Here is a 19,619-nt window from a genome sequence, read left to right on the forward strand (position 1 = left end):
ATGCGCGACCCCGATGAGCAGCAACACCTGATCGAACAGGCGACCCAGTGGCTGGTGCTGCTGCGTTCGGGCCAGGCCGAGGCGCGTGATCACCTGGCTTTCCAGGCCTGGCGTCGCGCCGACCCGCGGCATGAGCAACTGTGCCAGCGCCTGGAGAACACCCTCGGGGTGTTCCACGTGCCGCGTAGCCAGGGCGTCGACGGCCGTGTGGTGCAGCGCGCCCTGGCAGCGCCTTCGGGGCGTCGGCGTTTCCTCCAGCGTGCCTTGCTCGGGGCCGGTGTGGTGGTGGGTGCGGGCTTGATCGGCAACCCAATGTCTGGCCTGCACCTGGGGGCCGATTTGAGCACCAGTACGGGTGAACGTCAGACCTTGAGCCTGCCCGATGGCAGCCAGTTGGTGCTCAACGCCCAGAGCCAGGCCGACGTGCGCTTCGACAGCCAACTGCGTGTGCTCGAATGGCGCGGTGGCGAGGGGTTGCTGACCGTGGTCGATGAGTCGCGGCCGTTTCTGGTGCGTATCGAGGGCAGTACGGTCAGTGCGCGATCGGCGCGCTTGCTGGTGGCAGAGCGTGCCGGGCAGTGCCGGGTCTGCGCACTGGCCGGGGTGCTGGAGATCAGCAGCCAGGGTGGTGATCGGGTGCAGTTGCGCAAGGGGCACGCGGTGAATTTCGACCGGGTGAGCATTGCCTCGGTTGAGCTGTTGCGGCCAGGCGAAGGGGCGTGGGTCGATGGTCTGCTGGAAGTGCGCGACAGCCCGTTGAGCGAGGTGGTCGATGCATTGCGGCCCTATCGACGCGGCGTGCTGCGCCTGGATCCTGCGGTGGCTGGATTGCGCGTGAGCGGGCTGTTTAGGCTCGACCAGAGCGAGCTGGTGTTCGAGGCGCTGGCGCGGACCTTGCCGATTCGTGTGAGCCGGCATGGGGAGTATTGGCTGAGTATCGGGGCGGTGTGAACCAGGATCGCGGGCGGCCTTTTCCAGGTTCTAACGACATAACCAATCGATCTGCAAGATTCTGCGCGCCCGCGCCACACCACTGCTGTAAACGCTGCCGAGGGGGGCAGCGTCATGGATTCCTTGGGGGGAATCGTTGTGCGCCGTATCCAGAAGAAGACCACTGCTACTCACTCGCGCTTCAAGCGCAATGCCCTGGCCCTCGGCCCGTTGCTTGGCCTGCTGATCAGCACCGCCCAGGCCGCCGAGCCGGTGCAGGCCTACCACATCAAGTCCGGCCCGCTCGACCAGGTGCTGCTCGACATCAGCCGCCAGAGTGGCCAGGTGATCTCCTTCACCCCGGAGGTCGAGCGCTTCTCGTCCTCGGCGGTGGAGGGCGACCTGACCACCCAGCAAGCCATCGACGCCGCGCTGCGCGGCACCGGCTTGCAGCTTCAGGTCAGCCCGGGCGGCGCCTTCATCATCAAGGACGAGACCGCCGCCGCCAGCGCCCGGAGCACGCCCAGCAGACCGGCCGGGCAAGCCAGCGCTGCTGCGGCGCCCACCCTTGACCGCGTGATTGCCCTTGGCACCCGGCGCAGCGACGCCACCGCGCTGACCAGCGCCGCGCCGGTCGATGTGATCGACAGCCAGGAGCTGGTCAAGACTGGCGCCACCACCTTGAACCAGGCGCTGTTCCAGTTGCTGCCCTCGTTCAACTTCCCGCAGAACCAGAGCGCCACCCGTGGCCAGAACCCCAAGGGCGCCTCGCTGCGCGGCCTGTCGCCGGACCAGACCCTGGTGCTGGTCAATGGCAAGCGCCGGCATGCCTCGGCGGTGGTGAACATCTCCGGTGGCGTGCCGTTCATTGGTGCCCAGCCGGTCGACCTGGACATGATCCCGATCAGCGCCATCGACCATGTCGAGGTGCTGCGCGATGGCGCTTCGGCGCAGTACGGCTCGGACGCAGTGGCCGGGGTGATCAACATCGTGCTCAAGGAGCGCGACAGCGGCGGGCAGATCAACACGCAACTGGGCAAGTACGGGCAGGGCGACGGCTTTCGCAAGAACGTCGATGGCTGGTATGGCCTGGGTCTGCCGGGCGACGGCTTCCTGACCCTGAGCTTCAATGGCGTCAACGCCAAGCCCACCGACATTGGCGACAAGTACGTCGCCGACGGCCAGTTGCAGGAGCACCGTTGGGGCGGAGCCAGCCGCGACAAGTTCAACCTGGCAGCCAACGCCGAGGTCGGCCTGAACGACCAGTGGCGGCTGTACAGCTTCGCCACCTATGGCCAGGACAAGTCGATCAACAACACCCCGCCGCTGTTGCGCGACAACCCCAACAACGTGCAGGCGCTGTACCCCGAGGGCACCATCCCCAAGTACCGCTTCCGCTACGAGGACGCCTCGGTCACCGTCGGCTCGCGCTTCGAGGACGATGCCATCGGACGCCTGGACATCAGCGCCACCTATGGCCGCGACAAGCATGACGAAGTGGCGTTCGACACCCTCAACCCCAGCTATGGCGCGAATAGCCCGACCAAGTTCGACATTGCCACGCTGATCAACAGCCAGACCAACCTGGCCGTCGACTACGCCCGTGACGTGGGCGTGGCCTGGTCGACCCATCCGCTGACCGTGTCGGCGGGCGTGGCCTACCGTCGCGAGCAGTACGAACTGCAACCGGGCGATTTCAGCTCCTACTCGTTCGGCGGCATCGACGGCGTGCAGGTGGGTGGGGTGCAGGCTTCGGGCCTGACGCCGGACGATGCCGGCACCTACAAACGTGAGGTGGGCGGGGTGTATTTCGGCTTGGAAAACCAGGTCACCGACAAATTCCAGGTAGGCCTGGCCGGGCGCAGCGAGCATTACTCAGACTTCGGTTCGGCCACCACCGGCAAGCTTTCGGCGCGTTACGAGTTCACTCCGCAGGTCGGCCTGCGCGGCACCCTCAACAGCGCCTACCGTGCGCCGACCCTGGGCCAGATCGGTACCTCCTGGACCACCACCACCAACGTCGACGTCAATGGCAATCCGGTGCTGACCCGCATCCTGCCGGTCGACCATCCGGCGGCCCAGGCCCTGGGCGCGCAGTCGCTCAAACCGGAAAAATCCACCAACTACTCGCTGGGCCTGGTGCTGCGCCCGACCGAGCAGGCGTCGCTGACCATCGATGCCTACCAGATCGATATCCGCGACCGCCTGCTCTACAGCGGCGGCATTTCCGGCCCGGACGCCGAACGCATCCTCACCGCTGCAGGCTTCGGCCAGTACAGCTGGGCGCAGTTCATGACCAACGCCGCGAACACCCGTACCCGTGGCGTGGACATCGTCGGCAAGTACAACCTGGGCCTGGACCGCTATGGCGACCTGGCGCTGACCGCCGGCTACACCAAGGCGCGCACCACCATCGAGAAGATCCATGGCAACCCCTTCGGTTTCGACGTGCTGACCCGCGAGGCCCAGGGCTTCCTCGAACATGGCTATCCCGAGGACAAGCTGATCCTTGGCGCCACGCACACCTACGGCCCATGGACCGTCAGCCTGACCCAGACCCGCTACGGCGAGTACCGCAAGTACGCAGCCTCGGCGACCAACGCACAGTATGACCAGACCTTCTCGGCCCAGTGGATCACCGACCTGGACGTCAATTACGCGTTCACCAAGCAACTGCGCGTTTCGGTAGGCGCCAACAACCTGTTCGACAGCAAGCCGGATGACTTCAACACCCGCCTGCGCCAGACCCCGGGCCAGCAGTACAGCTACCTGGCGCCGTCGGCACCGGAAGGGGCGTTCTACTACACCCGGCTCAGCTACGACTTTTGATCGACAACGAGACTGCACATGACTGCGATGAAGAAACTCCTGGGCGGCGCGCTGCTCGCCCTGGGCCTGGCCAGCCAGCCGTTGCTGGCGGCCAGCCCACCAGCCCCGATCCATTTCGGCGCGCTCACCTGGGAAAGCGGCAGCCTGATCACCGAGATCCTGCGTACGCTGGTCGAGAAGGGCTACGGTTATCCGACCGACACCCTGCCGGGCAGCACGGTCAGCCTGGAGGCGGCCCTGGCCAAGGATGACATCCAGGTGATCGGCGAAGAGTGGGCCGGGCGCAGTCCGCTGTGGATCAAGGCCGAAGCCGAAGGCAAGGTGATCGCCCTCGGCGACACGGTCAAGGGCGCCAGCGAAGGCTGGTGGGTGCCGGAATACGTGATCAAGGGCGATCCTGAGCGCGGTATCGAGGCCGTGGCGCCGGGGCTGAAGTCGGTGACCGACCTTGCCCGCTACAAAGATGTGTTCCGTGACCCCGAGTCGCCGCAACAGGGGCGCTTCCTGAACAGCCCGACCGGCTGGACCTCGGAGATCGTCAACAGCCAGAAGCTCAAGGCCTATGGCCTGGCCGACAGCTTCGTCAACTTCCGCTCCGGCTCCAGTGCTGCACTGGATGCCGAAGTGTCCGCACAGATCCGTCGCGGCAAGCCGGTGCTGTTCTACTACTGGTCGCCGACTCCGCTGCTGGGCCGCTATAAACTGGTCCAACTGGAGGAGCCGGCCTTCGATGCCGAGGCCTGGAAGACCCTGTCCAACCCGAACGAGGCGCACCCCAGAGGTACGCGCTCGCTGCCGGCGCGTCTGTCGATCGGCGTCTCGGCGCCGTTCCATGCGCGTTACCCGGAACTGGTGCAGTTCTTCGACAAGGTCGATCTGCCACTGGCGTTGCTCAACCAGACCCTCGCCCACATGGCCGAGAAGCGCCTGGATCCGCGTGTGGTCGCCGAAGCGTTCCTGCGTGAGCAGCCCCAGGTGTGGAGCGCCTGGTTACCGGCCGATGTTGCCGCCAAGGTCAAGGAGAACCTGAAATGATCGTGCGTATGCTTGTCACCCTGTTGCTGGCGCTGGGCAGCACCCTGGCCCTCGCGGCCGATCCGCAGGTGCTGCGTATCGGCTACCAGAAGAGTTCGGTGAACATGGTCCTGGCCCGCGAGCATCGCCTGCTCGAACAGGCGTTGCCTGGCACCCAGGTGCAGTGGATCGAGTTTCCAGGAGGGCCGCAACTGATCGAGGCGCTCAACGGTGGCAGCCTGGACGTGGGCAACATTGGTGACATTCCGCCGATTTTCGCCCAGGCGGCGGGTATTCCGTTGCGCTACATCGGTATCGAGCCCAGCGACGGTCGCAGCGAGGCGATCATCGTGCCGAGCAGCAGCCCGGCCAAGACACTGGCGGATCTCAAGGGCAAGCGTATCGCTTTGCAGAAAGGCTCCAGTGCCCACAGTCTGCTGCTCAAGAGCCTGATCAAGGCGGGCTTGCAGTTGAGCGATGTCGAGCTGGTCTACCTGCCGGCCGCCGATGCCCGCCCGGCCTTCGAGCAGGGCAAGCTGGATGCCTGGGTGATCTGGGATCCTTACTACGCAGCCGCCTTGCTCGATGGTAGCGCCCGCACCCTGAGCACCGGTGAGGAGGTGCGCCCCAGCGGCACCTACTACATTGCCAGTCGGCCGTTCACCGAGCAGTACGGTGCGACCATCGACAAGGTGCTGGAGGTGTTGCGCCAGGCGCAGAAGATTTCGGTCGAGCAGCGTGAGCAAAGCATCGACGGCATGACCAGGGTGCTAGGGCTCAAGCGTGAAGTGGTGGAGCTGTATTTCGAGCATCGCTACAACGCGCCGATCCGCCCGCTGGATGCCGCGGCGATCGAAACCCAGCAGCGGATTGCCGATCTGTTCTTTGCAAACCGCTTGATCCCGCGTGCGGTGCAAGTGCGGGAGGTTGTCTTTCCGCAGTGATGAGGCGTGTGTAGACCTCTTCGCTCCTTTCCTGTGGGAGCGAAGAGATCGACACTGGTCTATCGAGCGATCCCGGCCCCCCGCCAGACCCGATCGCGTCCGGCGCTGTCGGTCATCGCCGCCAGCACCTGCAGGGCATCTTCCCCTTGTTCGATGGCCAGCCCCAGGCGAATGCTGTCCACCACTCGGCGCAGGCGTACAGGGTCGTTGCGTTGGGCGGCGCTGATCAGTCTCTTGGCGACCACGCCGGTATCGTTGGAGAGGGTCAGCATGATGCTGCCGTCGAGCCGCTCGATGCTCAGGTTGACCCGGTAGTACGGGGCGAAGGCGTCGCTGATGAGGTCGAAGGGATTGGTCATGGGCTGGCATCTGCAAAGAATGTTCACCGATTGACCGGGAGACCGTGGAGATGGTTCAGCGACGTTGATCAAATGATGAGTTCTGTGGCCTGCCCCGGCCCGAAACCCTGGAAACGAAAACGCCCGGTGCCAGGCACCGGGCGTCTGTGTGTCACCGATCACTCTTCTTCAGTGTGCTGCACCACGCTGCGCTTGCTGCGCAGCTTGCCGTAGAAATGTTCCAGCGCGTTGTTCAGCTTGCTGGCCGCACCGTCGATCGCATGGTCCAGCGAGGTGGCGGTATGGCTGACGGAAATCGGTTGATGACCTTTGGGGCGAGCCTCCATCTGGCAGCGTTTGTCATGCGGGCCGGGCTTGTCGCCGTTCTCGTCACGCAAGTGGACCTCGATGCGGGTGAGGTCGTCCTCGTAGCGCTGCAGCGTGCTTTCCAGCGTACTGCGGACCCATTCGTTCAGACGGCTGCTGCTGTCGATATGGTTGCTGCTGTTGACCTGGATTTGCATGATTCAATCCTTATTCAGCTTGCTCGCGTGGAGGCGTGCCTAGGCCCTTGAGGCCCTTGGGGAAAGCTTCGCCTCTTGACTCTAAGGTCAGGGATTGGCGCGCCGAATTCAAGCCCCTTTTTCGATAAATTTTTTGTAGCAATTCGCAGGGTTGAAGCTGTTGCCGGAGGAGCTGCCTTGTGCCGCGACCGGTCGCGACACAAGCGCCTGTCCTCAGAATGCGACGGAAGTCTGCACATACAGCGTGCGCGGCTCGCCCACGTACTTGCCCTTGTTGTTGTCGTCGAACGAACGGGTGTAGTACTCGCGGTTGAACAGGTTCTTCACCCCCACCGCCACCTTCAGGTTCGACAGCTGCGGCCCGAAGTCATACCCGGCGCGAGTGCTGACCAGCATGTAGCCCGGAATCCGTCCGGTGCTGCCATCGGCGCTTTCGCTGGCGGTGTTGGCGTTGTCGGCGTACTGGCTGCTCTGGAAGCTGCCATCCAGGTTCAACTGCCATGGTCCTTCGGTGTAACCAAGCCCCAGCGTGCCCTTGTGGCGCGAGGAGAACGGCACCTGGTTGCCCTTGTTCGGGCCGTCTTCGCGGATGGTGGCGTCGACGAAGGCGTAGCTGGCGTGCACATCGAAACCGGCCAGCGTCGGGCTCAGGCCGTCGAGGGCGTAGCGCACGCTGGTCTCGATACCCTGGTGGCGGGTTTCGCCGCGGGCGATCACCGAGTCGTTGGTCTGGTTGCTTTCGTACTGGTTGTCGAAGTTGATCAGGAAGGCGCCGATCTCTGCCTGCAGGTCGCCGCTGTCGTAGCGGGTACCGACTTCCCAGGTGCGCGCCTTTTCCGGTTTCACTTCACCGCTGCTGACGCGGTTGGGCATCTGGCTGTACTGCACGCTGCCGAACGAGCCCTCGGTGTTGGCATAGAGGTTCCAGGTGTCGGTCAGGTGGTACATGACATTCAGTGCCGGCAATGCGGTGTTGTAGCTGCCCTGGTAACGCTGGTTGGTGAGCTTGTTGCTTTGCTCGGAGTCGATCATCTCGTAGCGGATGCCGGGGGTGATGGTCCAGCGGCCGATGTCGATGCGGTCGTCCAGGTAGATCGCGTGGGCTTCGGTGGCGCCACGGGTGTCGCGGTCGTTGCGGCTGGCGGTGGTCGGCAGGTTGCCGGTCACCGGTTCACGGAAGCGCAGTTCGTGGCCGGCCTCGTTGATGTAGCGGTAGCCCACGCCCAGTTCGTGCCAGCTGTCGCCCAGTGCCACACCTTGCGAGAAGCGGGTCTCGATGCCACGTACCCAGTATTCGCGTGGCGACAGCGAGACGAAGCTGCCCTGGTCGAGGTAGCCGCTGCGCAGGGTCTTGGTGAAGAAGCTGTTGACGCTGAACTGGCGATCGTCCTGCTTGTAGTCGTAGCCGACGTTGACCAGGGTGCGACGGCCCCAGAACTTGTCCTTCAGGCGGGTCGACTGGTAAGGGTCTTCATCGAACGCCGCCTTGCTCAGGCCGCCGGGCATGTCGGCCTCGCCCTCGTAGTACTGGGCCATGGCGTGCAGGCTGTTGGCTTCGTCCAGTTGCAGCTTGCCCTTGAGGATCAGGTCGTCGATCTGCGTGTCGCTGTGTTCTCGCCAGTCGCCGCCGCGGGTGCCGGAGTAGAGCAGGGCGCCGCCCAGACCGTTGTCGTTGGTGCCGCCGACCAGCAGGTTGGCGCTGTTCTTGAAACCGTCGTGGCTGGACGAGGGGCTGATCTGGTTCTGCATGGCGGCCTTGAAGGTCGCTTCCTCGGGGATGGCGCGGGTGACGAAGTTGACGATGCCGCCGACGTTCTGCGGGCCGTAGCGCACTGCGCCGCCGCCGCGTACCACATCCACCGCATCCATGTTGCCCAGGCTCAGCGGGGCCAGTGACAGCTGTGGCTGGCCATAGGGGGCGAAGGGCACCGGGATGCCGTCCATCAGCACCGTGGAGCGCGAGGCCAGGCGCGGGTTGAGGCCGCGAATGCCGAAGTTCAGTGCCAGGTCGTGGCTGCCGGTACCGTTGTTTTCCGGGGCATTGACGCCGGGGATGCGGTTGAGCACCTCACGGGCGCTGTTGGCACCGCTACGCTCGAACTCCTCGCGGCGGATCACGTCACGTGCGCCGGGATGCTCGAAGACGTTGTCCTGGCGCGCCTCGGCCAGCCAGTCGCCCACCACGGTAGAGGCACCCAGCTCGATCGCCGCATCGCTGCTGGAGGCGGCAAGCGGCTGCAGGCTATAGGCGTTGTCGGCCTCCTGGCGTGCCTGCAGACCGCTGCCACGCAGCAATGCCTGCAGCCCTTGCTGTACGTCGTACTGGCCTTCCAGCCCGGGGCTGCGCAAGCCTTGGGTGACGGTGGAACCGAACGAAATCAGCGCCCCGCTTTCACGGCCAAATTGGTTGAGAGCGTCTTCCAGGGTGCCGGGGGCGATGTGGTAGGCGCGCGGTTCGCCAGCCTGGGCGAAGTTCAGGCTGGTGGCGAACAGCAGGGCGATGGCGAGCGGCGTGGGGCGCAGGGGCATGGGGTCGGGTCCTGTAAGGAGGGTTCTGCCTGCTCTGTCACGCGAGTGAAGCGAAATGGCTCAGGTTGGAAGAAAAATAGTTGTCGGCACTGGCTCAAACCGCCTCGACCTTGACCCAGTACCGGGTGAATCGCCGCACCCGTACCGGCAAGGCGACTTCCAGCATCTCCAGGATCCGCTCACTGTCATCCAGTGGGTACGACCCGGAAATCCGCAGCCCGGCGACCTGCTCGCTGCAACCCAGCTGTCCGTGGCGATAGCGTGAAAGCTCGGCGAGAAACTCGCCCAGGCGCATCTGCGAGACCACCAGCATTCCATCGACCCAGGCGCCGATGTTGCGATCCAGCGCGCCGATACCTTGCCAATGGCCCGCTGCCAGGCGGGCTTGCTGACCGGCGAGCAACACCTGGCCCTGTAGCCGAGCCATGCCGCTGAACACCGAGACCAGGCTGTAGCCCTCGAACTGACGCACGTTGAAGCGGCCGCTGTCGAGGTGCAGGCTGCCATCGTCGCTGCGCAACACCAGCGGGCGGGTATCGCGGGCGACGTCCAGCGACAACTCACCCTCGAGCAGGCGCACGTAACGTTGCTGCCCATCGAACCGCACATCGGCGGCGCTGCGGGTGTTCAGTCGCAACAGGCTGCCGTCGTCCAGCGGCAGGCGTCGGCGCTGGCCCACGGGGCTGCGGTAATCGGCCATCAGCCCTGGCAACGGATTGTGTGATTGCAATCCGAGCCCGGTGGCACTGGCCACGCCCGCCAGCAGTAACGCCTTGAGCGCGCGACGCCGGGCCGGGGAGGGCGGTGCCTGCAAGGTGGCGTGCACCACGGGCGAGGTCGCGCCACGCAGCCGCTGGTTGACCTGCTGGATGTGCGCCCAGGCGCGCTGGTGTTCGCCGTCAGCCTGCAACCAGTGTTCGAGTGCCTGCTGCTGGGCCGGGTCGAAATCGGCCCCCTGTGATTCGATCAGCCAGTGCACCGCCTGCTCGGCAACCTGGGGTGAGATGCCTGTGCTCACAGGGCGAAATAGCAGCGCAGGGCTGCCTTGTGCAGGTAGCGTTTGACCGTCGCCAGGGAGATACCCAGTTCACGGCCGATCTCGGCTTGGCCCAGGCCATCGACCTGGGCCAGCAGGAAGGCGCGCTTGACCAGCGGTGGCAGGTCATCGAGCAGGCGGTCGAGTTCGAGCAGGGTTTCGAAGATCAGCGCCTTGTCTTCCTCGCTTGGTGCCAGGCGTTCCGGCACCTGGGCCAGGGCTTCGAGGTAGGCGCGCTCCAGCTCCTGACGGCGAAAATGGTTGCACAGCACGCGCTTGGCGACGGTGGCGAGAAAGGCCCGAGGTTCGATCAACTGTGGCGCTTCGCGGGCCTGGAGCAAGCGCACGTAGGTGTCCTGGGCCAGGTCGGCGGCGCTCTGCGGGCAGCCCAGGCGACGGCGCAGCCAACCGGTCAGCCAGTTGTGGTGAGCGTGGTAGAGGCCTTCGACGGTGGAGGAGAGGGCACTGGACACCGAGGTGACTCCGGCGTCCGATGACGCGATTGGGAGTAAGAATTGTTCGCATTGTATTCCGGGCGGCAGGGTGTAGCAATCCTGTTCGGCCTGCGGGGTATTCGGGGGCAAACCCGGCTACGCAGGGATCGCAGCAGCTCATCTCCAATCTTTGCTTATGAGAATTGAAATCATTACTATTGCACCCTCTTGACCTTGCCCCGGACCGTCGCCCCATGAAAAGCAAAGCCGCCGGCCTGCCCCTGAGCTACCGCCTGGCTGTGACCTCGCGCAGCCTGGCTGCGTTGTTGGGCGGCTACCTGCTGGCCTCGGCGGCCAGCGTCTGTGTCAGCCTGCTGATGCCCGGCGCCCAGGTCGATGCGGCACTGACCGGGATGATGCTGTCGTTCGTGTTCTACCTGCTCGCCTTCATCTGGTGCTTCGCCTGCCGCAGCGCATTGCGCGCCTGGCTGGGCGTATTGCTGCCGAGCCTGGTGCTGGGCGCGATCGGCGGGCTGGCTTACTGGATGAAGAACCCATGAAAGAGGGCTTCCGCCAGGCCATGGCCTGGCTGCATACCTGGACCGGCCTGATCTTCGGCTGGCTGTTGTTCGCCATCTTCCTCACCGGCACGCTCGCCTACTTCAAGGAAGAGATCAACCACTGGACCAAACCGGAAATCCACAGCCATCCGCTGAATCCGGCGGCCAGCCTGGAGATGGCGCAGCGCTACCTGCAAGCCAACGCCGCCGATGCCAGCACCTGGTTCATCCGCCTGCCCAGCGAGCGCGAGGCGGCGCTGAGTGTCGGCTATCGCGATCCCAACGCCGGTGGCCGACGCGGCTTCACCAGCAAGGAGCTGGACGCGGCCAGCGGCGAGGTGGTCGAGGGCCGCGACAGCCGTGGCGGCGAGTTTTTCTACCGTTTCCATTTCCAGTTGGAGATGCCCCACCCCTGGGGGCGCTGGCTGTCGACCTTCTGTGCCTTCATCATGCTGCTGGGGCTGGTGACCGGGATCATCACCCACAAGAAGATCTTCAAGGAGTTCTTCACCTTCCGTCCCGGCAAGGGCCAGCGCTCATGGCTCGATGGCCACAACGCCATTGGCGTGCTGGTGCTGCCCTTCCACCTGATGATCAGCTACAGCAGCCTGGTGATCTTCATGTACATGGTCATGCCGGCCGGAATCATGGCCAGCTATGGCAGCCCCAACGGTTATTTCAACGACCTGTTCGGCCGCGACGAGGTGCCGAAGGTGGCCGGGGTGGCCACGCCGCTGGTCCCGCTGTCGAGCCTGTACGCCAAGGTCCAGGAGCAAGCGCCAGGCGCACGCATGGGCTTCATCCAGGTGCAGAACCCTGGCGACCAGAATGCCCGTGTCACCTTGAGCCGCGCCTCGGCTGACAGTGTCGCGTACAAGCGCAGCGCCAACTGGACCTTCGACGGTGCTACCGGTGCACTGCTTACCCAAGGCGCGCCGGAAAGCGCGGCGATGATGACTTCCTTCACCTTTGTCGGCCTGCACATGGGCAACTTCGCCGGGCCTTGGCTGCGCTGGTTGTACTTCGTCTTCGGTGTCGCCGGCACGGCGGTGATCGGCACTGGCCTTGTGATGTGGCTGGGCAAGCGTCAGCTCAAGCATGCCAAGAGCGAGCGCATGCCTGCGGAGCTGCGCCTGGTCGAGGTCCTCAACATCGCCAGCATGAGCGGCCTGCTGCTGGGCGTGGCGGCGTTCTTCTGGGCCAATCGCCTGCTGCCGATCGGGCTGCAAGGGCGCGCCGACTGGGAGGTCAATGCGTTCTTCATGGTCTGGGCACTGTCGCTGCTTCACGCCATGCTGCGCCCCGGTCGTCGCGCCTGGGGCGAGCAGTTGGCGCTGGGTGCCGTGTTGTTCGCTGCGTTGCCGCTGCTCAATGCTGTGACCACAGGCCAAGGCCTGGACCATTCGCTGATCGCCGGTGACTGGGCGATGGCCGGCTTCGATCTCACGGCCCTGGCCACCGGGCTGTTCCTCGGCTGGGCGGCCGGCAAGATGCTGCGCGCGCCCAAGCCAGTCGCCAAGCGCTCGGCCAAGGTCAAGGCCCGCACCGAAACCGTGGAGGCGAGTTGATGCTGAGCCTGGCCCTGTCTACCTTTGCCGGCCTGGCTGCCTTGTGCCTGGCCATGGAAAAACACTTCACCGACCTGCTGGGTCGCAAGCCGCGGCAGGCCCAGTTGCGTGTCTTGCGCATCGCCGGCTGGCTGCTGCTGGTGCTGTCGGCGGTACTGGCCGTGCACTTGCTTGGCTGGGCGCTGGGGCTGGTGGAGTGGACGGCCGTGTTGATGGCCGGGCTGACCCTCTGGGTATTCGGCCTGCCGTACCAACCCCGCCTGCTGCTGAGCCTGGCGGCGGCGAGCCTGGTGTTGGCGCCGGTCGTGGCGGTGTTTGGCGCGTGAGCGAGCCCGACCTCGACGAGGCCGGTGGCCGGGCGCGCTTCCTGCAGGTGTTCCTGGCCCAGCGCGGGCGCATGGAGGCGCTGGTCAGCCGGCGCGTTGGCTGTCGTGCCACGGCCTCGGACCTGGTCCAGGAACTGTTCCTGCGCTTCTGGCGTCGGCCTGCGGTCAAGGTCGAAGCGCTCGACACCTACCTCTTGCGCTGCGCCGGCAACCTGGCGATCGACCACCTGCGCAGCGAAGGCAGTCGCGGTCGGGTCGCCGAAGGGCTGTCGATCAGCGACGAGGCGCTCTCGGCCCAGGCGCCAGAGCAGGCGCTGGAGGTCGATCACGATCTGCGCCGCATCGAGCAGGCCCTGCGCGCCTTGCCGGAACGTACGCGACAGATCTTCCTGCTCAACCGCATCCACGGCTGCAAGTACGGCGAGATCGCCAAGGCCATGCAGGTGTCCCAGAGTGCGGTGGAAAAGCATATGATGCGCGCCCTCGAAGCGTGCAAGGCGAGTGTCGCCGAGCCCGCTACCCCATTGCGCAGGCCAGGGAGCGACCGTCGATGAGCCAGCCCTATCCGATCACCGCCGAGCAGTCGCGCATGGCTCTGGGCTGGCTGAGCCGCATCAACGAGCATCCTCCGGCAGCCGAAGGCGCTGAGTTCAAGCGCTGGTTGTTGGCCGATCCGGCGCACCGCGCCGCCTATGCCGAGGCCCAGGCCCTGTGGCAACAAAGCGAAGCGCCCGCCGCGCGTCTGGCCGCGGAGGAACGCGAGGGCCTCGAGTACTACCTGCAGGCCATGCGTCGACCGAAAGCCCGCTGGGGGCGGCGTGGCGGAGCACTGGCGGCAGCGGCCTGCCTGGTGCTGGCGCTGGGCAGCCTGGCCGGTTGGCAGCCGCAATACTGGTTGCAGGACCTGCGCGCCGACTATCGCAGTGATGAGCATGTGCGCCAGGTCACCCTGGCCGACCAGTCACGCCTGACCCTGGATGCCAACAGCGCCGTGGTTGTGGATTTCGACCATGGCGAGCGGCGCGTGCGCCTGCTGCGCGGCGCGGCGTTCTTCGAGGTGACCCACACCGGTGCGCCGTTCCTGGTCGATGCGGCGGGCGGCGAAGTGCGAGTGCTGGGCACTCAGTTCGAGGTACGCGGGCAGGGCGACGGCGCCCAGGTTACCGTGCGCAGTGGACGGGTAGCGGTGACACCGATTACCGGCGCCGTGGCGCGTGAGCTGACCGCCAATCAGCAACTGGACTATGCCCAGGGCGTGGCGGGGGCGATCAGTGCCGTGGACAGTGACAGTCGCCTGGCCTGGCGCCAGGGATGGCTGAACTATTACCAGGTGCCGCTGGCGCAGGTGGTCGAGGACCTGGGACGGTATTACCCGGGGCGTATCCTGTTGCTCGACGAGGCCTTGGCGCAACGCAAGGTCAGCGGCAGTTTCCCGGTGGAGGAGCCCATGCTGGCGCTGGCGTCGCTGGGCAAGGTGATGGGCTTCGTGCCGCAGACACTGTTCGGGCGGGTGACGGTGGTGCGCTGAAATCACCTGTACCCCCACAGACACCCTGGTGTCTGCGGGGGGAGAGGCGGAGCTTCAGTTACCCGCTTTGATGCTGGTCCAGAGCCGCGTGCGAATGCGGTCGATCTTCGCCGGCATCGCTTCCAGGGCGAACAGCTTGCCCATCACATCCGCGCTTGGGTAGATCATGGTGTTCTGCTTGAGCGCCGGATCGACCAGAGCATCGGCCTTGGCGTTGCCGTTGGCGTACTGCACCGAGTTACTGATGCCGGCCATCACCTCAGGCTGCAGCAGGTAGTTCATGTAGGCGTAGCCTGCCTTCTCGTCCGGAGCGTCGGCCGGCATGGCGACCATGTCGAACCACAGCGGCGCACCCTCCTTGGGAATCGAGTAACCCACCTTCACCCCGTTCTTCGCATCGTCGGCGCTGTTCTTGGCCTGCAGCACGTCGCCGGAGAAACCGACCACCACGCAGATGTTGCCGTTGGCCAGGTCGCCGGTGTACTTCGAGGAGTGGAAGTAGCTGATGTACGGACGTACTTTCATCAGCAGTGCCTGGGCCTTTTTGTAGTCATCGGGATTCTGACTGTGCGGCGGCAGGCCCAGGTAGTTCAGGGCGATCGGCAGCAACTCCGGGCCGTTGTCGAGCATGGCCACGCCACAGCTCTTGAGCTTTTCCATGTTCTCGGGCTTGAACACCAGGTCCCACGAATCGACCGGTGCCTTGTCGCCGAGCACGGCCTTGACCTTGTCGATGTTGTAGCCGATGCCGGTGCTGCCCCACAGGTACGGGAAGCCGTACTGGTTGCCGGGGTCGTTCACCTCCAACGCCTTGAGCAGCACCGGATTGAGGTTCTGCCAGTTCGGCAGCTGGCTCTTGTCGAGCTTCTTCAAGGCCTTGCCCTGGATCTGCCGGGCCATGAAGTGGTTGGAGGGGAAGACCACGTCGTAACCGGAGTTGCCGGTCATCAGCTTGCCGTCGAGGGTTTCGTTGCTGTCGTAGACATCGTAGGTGGGCACGATGCCGGTGGCTTTCTGGAAGTTCTGCAGCGTGTCGGGTGCGATGTAGCTGGACCAGTTGTAGATCTTCACCGAGTCGGCGGCACTGGCGACGCCAGCAGCCAGCATCAGGGGGGCGAGGAGGAGTTTGCGCATGTCCGGTTTACCTTGCTTTGTCTGTTGTTATCGAAGAACGGCAGGCGATCAGCGGATCAGAAAATCAGTACGTAGGTCTTGCGCACCGTTTCCTGGATATCCCAGATCCCGGTGCTGTTGGCCGGTAGCATCAGTGCGTCTCCGGCTTCTATGACCAGCGGCTCGCCACCGTCGGGGGTGAAGGTGCAGCGGCCCTTGATGAAATGGCAGAACTCCTGTTGCACGATCTGCCGGCGCCAGCGCCCGGGGGTACATTCCCAGATACCGGTTTCGACGCCATCGTTGCGTTCGACGCAGGTGACCGAGGTCACTGCGACGGGTTCTCCGAGGGGGACGGCGACCGGGTTGGAGGTTTCCAGCGCGGCGCTGTCGGTGTGCTTGAACTGGGTGATGCTCATGACTGCAGGATCTCTTGTGGTAGTGGGTGCAACTCAGTGCATGAAACCTTCCATGAATCCGGCCAGGCCGCTGGCCAGGCGCCGCCGCCAGGCCGGGCTGGCCGGGTTGGCGAGGGTGCGGTCCTCGTGGACGAAACTCTGGATGATCGCGTTGTAGCCTAGCCAGCGGCAGGGCTCGGGCGGCCAACTGGCCAGGCTCGACAGCGGGCGGTTGTCGTGGACCCAGGGCTGGGCTGTCAGTTCGTTGTGCTGGCCGAGAATCAGTGCCGCGAGCGTGCGCCCGCCCAGGTTGGTGGCGCCGACACCTTCGCCGCCATAGCCACCCGATAGCGCCAGGCCGCGTTGACGGTCGCACAGCATGTGCGGACGGAAGCGCCGCGCCATCCCCAGGTTGCCGCCCCAGGAGTGGGTGATGCGCACGTTCTTGAGGTGCGGGAACAGCTCGCCGAACAGATAGCGGCGCAGCTCGATCTCGGCGTCGCTGAGGCTGAAGTCCTCGCGCAGGCGGCCACCGAAGCGATACCCGCCGCGGGCGCCGAACACCAGGCGGTTGTCGGTGGTGCGCTGACCGTAGGTGACCTGGCGGCTGCCTTCGCTGAAGGCCTGGCCCTGGCTCAGGCCGATCTGCTCCCAGGCCGATTCCGGCAGCGGCTCGGTGGCCACCAGCAGGCTTTGCACGGGCAGTTGATGGCGACCCAGCGGCGGCAGGCTGGCGGCGTAGCCTTCGACCGCCGGCACGACCCATTGGCAACGGACCTCGGCCTGGGCGGTGCGCACCTCACCGGTCTGCCAGTCGCTGGCCGGGGTGTTTTCGTAGATGGGCACGCCCATGCCCTCGACCACGCGTGCCAGGCCGCGCACCAGCTTGGCGGGCTGTATGGTCGCGACGTGGGGGCTGAAGATCGCGCCGTAGGCATTGCTGACGCGCAGTTGGCCGGCCAGTTGTTCGGGCTTGAGCCAGCGGTAGTCGTCTTCGTTCATGCCCTGGCGGTACAGGTCGTCGAGGTAGGCGCGCAGGCTGCGCTCCTGCTCCGGGTAGCGGGCGGCGCAGTAGATGACCCCACCCTTGCGGTAGTCGCAGTCGATGCCTTCGCGTTGCAGCACGCCGTGCACTTCGTCAGGGATGGCATGCAGCAGGTCGACGCTGGCGCGGCGCTGTTGTGGGGAAAGGGTGGCCAGCAGGCGGTCTTCGCCCAGCAGGTTGCCCATCAGCCAGCCGCCGTTGCGCCCGGAGGCGCCGAAGCCTGCGGTGTTGGCCTCGAGGATGGCGATGCGCAGGTGCGGGGCCTGGCGCTTGAGGTAGTAGGCTGTCCACAGGCCGGTATAGCCGGCGCCGATGATGCACACGTCGACATCCAGGTCCTGTTGCAGCGACGGGCGAGCGTCGAGCGGCTCGTCGAGCTGGTCCATCCAGAGGCTGATCGTGCGCCAGGCTTGCATCAGGTACTGCTCCCACTTCCGTTCAAGGTTCTGGGAGCGATGCTAGTAGTGCGGGCGCTTCGCTGTCTTACGTGCGTGCACGCAGAGAAATCTGCTTCACGTAGGCCTTGGGCGAGAGCCCGGTGTGTTCGCGGAAGCACTTGTAGAACGCCGACAGCGAATTGAAGCCGGCATCGAAAGCCAGTTCGTCGATGGGGGCTCGGCAGCCTGCGCCTTCGAGCCCGGCCAGAAGATGCTGCAGGCGGGCCTGGTTGACGTAGCGGTAGAAGCTCTGGCCGAGCACCTGGTTGAGCAGGTAGGAAATCTGGTTGCGGCTATAGCCGCTTTCTTCTGCCACCTGCTGCAGGTCCAGCTCAGGGTCCAGGTAGGGACGTTGGGCCTGGAAATAGTGTTCGAGGTCCTGGGCCATGGTGCTCAACTGGCGGGGCGAAAGACCCAGGCGGCTGGTGGCGGGACGTGGCCCGGACGCGCTGGCGCCCTTGCCGTCGCGGCGGATCAGCGTGCCGTATTCATTGACCCGCCAGATCAGGTTGTCCTTGACCGTGATCGCCTCGCTGGACTGGAAAGCCACCAGGCCTTCACCGCCCTGGACCGTCACCTGGTACTGGATGAAGGCTGTGCAACCGTCGACCCGGATGCGGTCGCTGTGGACGATGTCCTCCCCGGCTTCGTGCGGCAACGAGACGCGCACGTACTCGCGCAGCTCATCGAAGCCGAGCACGCGGTTCTGGAAAAAGTCGTGGTATTGGATTTCCGGGTGATACAGCGCCATGACCCCATCCAGGTCACGATGCTTCCAGCACAAGTGGTAGCGCATGACGACTTCCGCAGTGAGCGGGGTCTGGGCGGGGCCGTCTGGAAGGAGGGTGGCGGTCATGGGCCGATAATGCATCGGGCTGCTTCAGCCGACAAGGGCGTGCAGTCTGACCGTTGAGGCCCCAGGGCTGTGGATACTGCATAACGCCCTGTTCAACTGGGTGGGTTCGGGCGATTCGCACGATCCTAGGAAGTGGTTTTTGCCTAAGTGCTTGATTTAGTTGGGAGTCATTTTTTGTCACAACTGGCACGCGCGCTGCACCAATCGAGTGGCAAACAAAAAGGAAGTTTTGCTCACCCTCATAAGGCGCCGAATCATGATTACCACTGCCGATCTGCCAACTGCTGTCTCCGAGGCCCCGAACCGCTCGGGCGTTTCCTGGGCTGCCATCTTCGCCGGTGCCGCTGCTGCGGCTGCGTTGTCGTTGATCCTCGTGATACTGGGCGCGGGCCTGGGCTTTGCCGCCTCCTCGCCTTGGGCCAACGAAGGTGCCAGCGCAAAGGCGCTGGGGATATCCACCATCGTCTGGCTGCTGATTACCCAGATCCTCGCCTCCGGGCTGGGCGGGTACATGGCTGGCCGCTTGCGAGTGAAGTGGGCCAACCTGCATGGTGACGAGGTGTATTTCCGCGATACCGCCCATGGCTTCCTGTCCTGGGCTATTGCGACCCTGGTCACGGTGTTGATGGTCGTGTCTTCGGCAGGGGGGCTTGCCAGTGCTGGTGCTTCGGCGGGTGCTGCTGCCGCCTCGGGTGCCGTGGCCAGCGTTTCCATGAACGATGACAAGAGCAAGCCTTCAGGCGCCGCCGACCCTATGGGCTACTACGTGGATCGTCTATTCCGTGGCGACGGCCCGGTCGCGGTGAGCGAGGATGCGGCCAATGGCGTGGCCAGCCGGATCCTGATCCGCGGCCTGGCTGCCGATGGCGGGATGGCTGCCGAGGATCGCACCTACCTGGCGCAGCTGGTGGCCCAGCGTACTCGCCTGACCCAGGCCGAGGCCCAGGCCCGCGTCGAGCAAGTTTATGAAGAGGCGCGTCAGGATGCCGCGCAGGCCAAGCAGGCTGCGCAGGAAGCTGCCGAGACCGCAGCGAAGGTTGCGGCCTGGACCGCTATCTGGACCTTCATCGCCCTGCTGTGCGGTGCGTTCTTCGCAAGCTTCGCAGCCTTGTTTGGTGGTCGCCTGCGTGACCGTGCTCGTTGGGTCGAAGAAGACCCGCGTGCGCTGCATGCTTCGACCACTGTTGTCCGTTAATTCGAATTCACGACT

At 65.0% G+C, this 19,619-nt stretch carries 19 protein-coding genes; 10 read left to right on the forward strand and 9 right to left on the reverse strand.

What is annotated here, in order from left to right; translation table 11 throughout:
• The 4 genes from ACTYOL_RS04945 (at position 1) to ACTYOL_RS04960 (ending at position 5,717) form a co-directional block, all read left to right on the forward strand.
• Positions 1–951, forward strand: coding sequence for a DUF4880 domain-containing protein (locus ACTYOL_RS04945; protein WP_200603821.1), 951 nt, complete (start codon positions 1–3; stop codon positions 949–951).
• A gap of 138 nt (positions 952–1,089) precedes the next feature.
• Positions 1,090–3,759, forward strand: a complete 2,670-nt coding sequence (locus ACTYOL_RS04950; RefSeq protein WP_444757625.1) for a TonB-dependent receptor domain-containing protein — start codon at positions 1,090–1,092, stop codon at positions 3,757–3,759.
• Between the two features lie 18 nt (positions 3,760–3,777).
• Positions 3,778–4,794 (forward strand): ABC transporter substrate-binding protein, encoded by a 1,017-nt coding sequence (locus tag ACTYOL_RS04955; protein ID WP_444757626.1) that lies wholly within the window; start codon positions 3,778–3,780, stop codon positions 4,792–4,794.
• Positions 4,791–5,717: an aliphatic sulfonate ABC transporter substrate-binding protein gene (locus ACTYOL_RS04960; RefSeq protein WP_444757627.1), complete on the forward strand. Its 927-nt coding sequence runs from the start codon at positions 4,791–4,793 to the stop codon at positions 5,715–5,717. The genes ACTYOL_RS04955 and ACTYOL_RS04960 overlap by 4 nt, the downstream gene beginning before the upstream one ends.
• 59 nt (positions 5,718–5,776) lie before the next feature.
• Here ACTYOL_RS04960 and ACTYOL_RS04965 read toward each other — a convergent pair whose 3' ends face one another.
• From ACTYOL_RS04965 to ACTYOL_RS04985, 5 genes are all read right to left on the reverse strand, one after another.
• A complete protein-coding gene (locus ACTYOL_RS04965) occupies positions 5,777–6,076 on the reverse strand; it encodes a DUF3509 domain-containing protein (RefSeq protein WP_063543109.1) in 300 nt (99 codons plus the stop codon).
• Between the two features lie 158 nt (positions 6,077–6,234).
• Positions 6,235–6,579: an HPF/RaiA family ribosome-associated protein gene (locus ACTYOL_RS04970; protein ID WP_054893497.1), complete on the reverse strand. Its 345-nt coding sequence runs from the start codon at positions 6,577–6,579 to the stop codon at positions 6,235–6,237.
• A gap of 213 nt (positions 6,580–6,792) precedes the next feature.
• Positions 6,793–9,108 (reverse strand): TonB-dependent Fe(3+) dicitrate receptor FecA, encoded by a 2,316-nt coding sequence (fecA, locus tag ACTYOL_RS04975; RefSeq protein WP_444757628.1) that lies wholly within the window; start codon positions 9,106–9,108, stop codon positions 6,793–6,795.
• A 94-nt stretch (positions 9,109–9,202) separates the two neighbouring features.
• On the reverse strand, positions 9,203–10,126 hold the full coding sequence (locus ACTYOL_RS04980) for a FecR domain-containing protein (protein WP_054893495.1): 924 nt from the start codon (positions 10,124–10,126) through the stop codon (positions 9,203–9,205).
• Complete coding sequence (locus tag ACTYOL_RS04985; protein ID WP_063543115.1) at positions 10,123–10,617, reverse strand: sigma-70 family RNA polymerase sigma factor; 495 nt, start codon at positions 10,615–10,617, stop codon at positions 10,123–10,125. Before ACTYOL_RS04985 ends, ACTYOL_RS04980 begins: the two co-directional genes overlap by 4 nt.
• Positions 10,618–10,832: 215 nt before the next feature.
• Here ACTYOL_RS04985 and ACTYOL_RS04990 point away from each other — a divergent pair, with 215 nt between their 5' ends.
• The 5 genes from ACTYOL_RS04990 to ACTYOL_RS05010 are packed head-to-tail and all read left to right on the forward strand — an operon-like array spanning position 10,833 to position 14,560.
• Positions 10,833–11,138, forward strand: coding sequence for a DUF3649 domain-containing protein (locus tag ACTYOL_RS04990; protein ID WP_054893493.1), 306 nt, complete (start codon positions 10,833–10,835; stop codon positions 11,136–11,138).
• Positions 11,135–12,706: a PepSY-associated TM helix domain-containing protein gene (locus tag ACTYOL_RS04995; protein WP_444757629.1), complete on the forward strand. Its 1,572-nt coding sequence runs from the start codon at positions 11,135–11,137 to the stop codon at positions 12,704–12,706. Before ACTYOL_RS04990 ends, ACTYOL_RS04995 begins: the two co-directional genes overlap by 4 nt.
• The gene (locus ACTYOL_RS05000; RefSeq protein WP_444757630.1) at positions 12,706–13,032 is read left to right on the forward strand and encodes a DUF3325 domain-containing protein; all 327 of its coding nucleotides are present in this window, start codon (positions 12,706–12,708) and stop codon (positions 13,030–13,032) included. Before ACTYOL_RS04995 ends, ACTYOL_RS05000 begins: the two co-directional genes overlap by 1 nt.
• Positions 13,029–13,586: an RNA polymerase sigma factor gene (locus ACTYOL_RS05005; protein WP_153772688.1), complete on the forward strand. Its 558-nt coding sequence runs from the start codon at positions 13,029–13,031 to the stop codon at positions 13,584–13,586. The genes ACTYOL_RS05000 and ACTYOL_RS05005 overlap by 4 nt, the downstream gene beginning before the upstream one ends.
• Positions 13,583–14,560, forward strand: a complete 978-nt coding sequence (locus ACTYOL_RS05010; RefSeq protein ID WP_153772687.1) for a FecR family protein — start codon at positions 13,583–13,585, stop codon at positions 14,558–14,560. The genes ACTYOL_RS05005 and ACTYOL_RS05010 overlap by 4 nt, the downstream gene beginning before the upstream one ends.
• A gap of 54 nt (positions 14,561–14,614) precedes the next feature.
• Here ACTYOL_RS05010 and ACTYOL_RS05015 read toward each other — a convergent pair whose 3' ends face one another.
• From ACTYOL_RS05015 to ACTYOL_RS05030, 4 genes are all read right to left on the reverse strand, one after another.
• Entirely contained in the window at positions 14,615–15,694 is a 1,080-nt protein-coding gene (locus tag ACTYOL_RS05015) for a polyamine ABC transporter substrate-binding protein (protein ID WP_054893488.1), read from the reverse strand.
• Positions 15,695–15,750: 56 nt separating this feature from the next.
• Positions 15,751–16,092, reverse strand: a complete 342-nt coding sequence (locus tag ACTYOL_RS05020) for a cupin domain-containing protein (protein ID WP_054893487.1) — start codon at positions 16,090–16,092, stop codon at positions 15,751–15,753.
• Between the two features lie 33 nt (positions 16,093–16,125).
• Positions 16,126–17,532 (reverse strand): NAD(P)/FAD-dependent oxidoreductase, encoded by a 1,407-nt coding sequence (locus ACTYOL_RS05025; RefSeq protein WP_444757631.1) that lies wholly within the window; start codon positions 17,530–17,532, stop codon positions 16,126–16,128.
• Positions 17,533–17,599: 67 nt separating this feature from the next.
• Positions 17,600–18,424 carry an AraC family transcriptional regulator gene (locus tag ACTYOL_RS05030; protein WP_176717866.1) on the reverse strand — a complete coding sequence of 275 codons (825 nt, stop codon included), beginning with the start codon at positions 18,422–18,424 and terminating at the stop codon, positions 17,600–17,602.
• A 241-nt stretch (positions 18,425–18,665) separates the two neighbouring features.
• Between ACTYOL_RS05030 and ACTYOL_RS05035 the strand changes: the two genes are divergently transcribed.
• A complete protein-coding gene (locus ACTYOL_RS05035; protein WP_063543127.1) occupies positions 18,666–19,604 on the forward strand; it encodes a hypothetical protein in 939 nt (312 codons plus the stop codon).
• The last annotated feature ends 15 nt before the right edge of the window (positions 19,605–19,619 follow it).

This window comes from Pseudomonas sp. A014, from assembly GCF_052378495.1.
Classification (GTDB): Bacteria; Pseudomonadota; Gammaproteobacteria; order Pseudomonadales; family Pseudomonadaceae; genus Aquipseudomonas; species Aquipseudomonas machongensis.

Excerpts from the sequence above, each read along its gene's own strand:
- ACTYOL_RS04945 (WP_200603821.1), top strand. The coding sequence starts at position 1 with ATGCGCGACCCCGATGAGCAGCAACACCTGATCGAACAGGCGACCCAG.
- ACTYOL_RS04955 (WP_444757626.1), top strand. The coding sequence starts at position 3,778 with ATGACTGCGATGAAGAAACTCCTGGGCGGCGCGCTGCTCGCCCTGGGC.
- ACTYOL_RS04960 (WP_444757627.1), top strand. The coding sequence starts at position 4,791 with ATGATCGTGCGTATGCTTGTCACCCTGTTGCTGGCGCTGGGCAGCACC.
- ACTYOL_RS04965 (WP_063543109.1), bottom strand. The coding sequence starts at position 6,076 with ATGACCAATCCCTTCGACCTCATCAGCGACGCCTTCGCCCCGTACTAC.
- ACTYOL_RS04970 (WP_054893497.1), bottom strand. The coding sequence starts at position 6,579 with ATGCAAATCCAGGTCAACAGCAGCAACCATATCGACAGCAGCAGCCGT.
- fecA (WP_444757628.1), bottom strand. The coding sequence starts at position 9,108 with ATGCCCCTGCGCCCCACGCCGCTCGCCATCGCCCTGCTGTTCGCCACC.
- ACTYOL_RS04990 (WP_054893493.1), top strand. The coding sequence starts at position 10,833 with ATGAAAAGCAAAGCCGCCGGCCTGCCCCTGAGCTACCGCCTGGCTGTG.
- ACTYOL_RS04995 (WP_444757629.1), top strand. The coding sequence starts at position 11,135 with ATGAAAGAGGGCTTCCGCCAGGCCATGGCCTGGCTGCATACCTGGACC.
- ACTYOL_RS05000 (WP_444757630.1), top strand. The coding sequence starts at position 12,706 with ATGCTGAGCCTGGCCCTGTCTACCTTTGCCGGCCTGGCTGCCTTGTGC.
- ACTYOL_RS05010 (WP_153772687.1), top strand. The coding sequence starts at position 13,583 with ATGAGCCAGCCCTATCCGATCACCGCCGAGCAGTCGCGCATGGCTCTG.
- ACTYOL_RS05015 (WP_054893488.1), bottom strand. The coding sequence starts at position 15,694 with ATGCGCAAACTCCTCCTCGCCCCCCTGATGCTGGCTGCTGGCGTCGCC.
- ACTYOL_RS05020 (WP_054893487.1), bottom strand. The coding sequence starts at position 16,092 with ATGAGCATCACCCAGTTCAAGCACACCGACAGCGCCGCGCTGGAAACC.
- ACTYOL_RS05025 (WP_444757631.1), bottom strand. The coding sequence starts at position 17,532 with ATGCAAGCCTGGCGCACGATCAGCCTCTGGATGGACCAGCTCGACGAG.
- ACTYOL_RS05030 (WP_176717866.1), bottom strand. The coding sequence starts at position 18,424 with ATGCATTATCGGCCCATGACCGCCACCCTCCTTCCAGACGGCCCCGCC.
- ACTYOL_RS05035 (WP_063543127.1), top strand. The coding sequence starts at position 18,666 with ATGATTACCACTGCCGATCTGCCAACTGCTGTCTCCGAGGCCCCGAAC.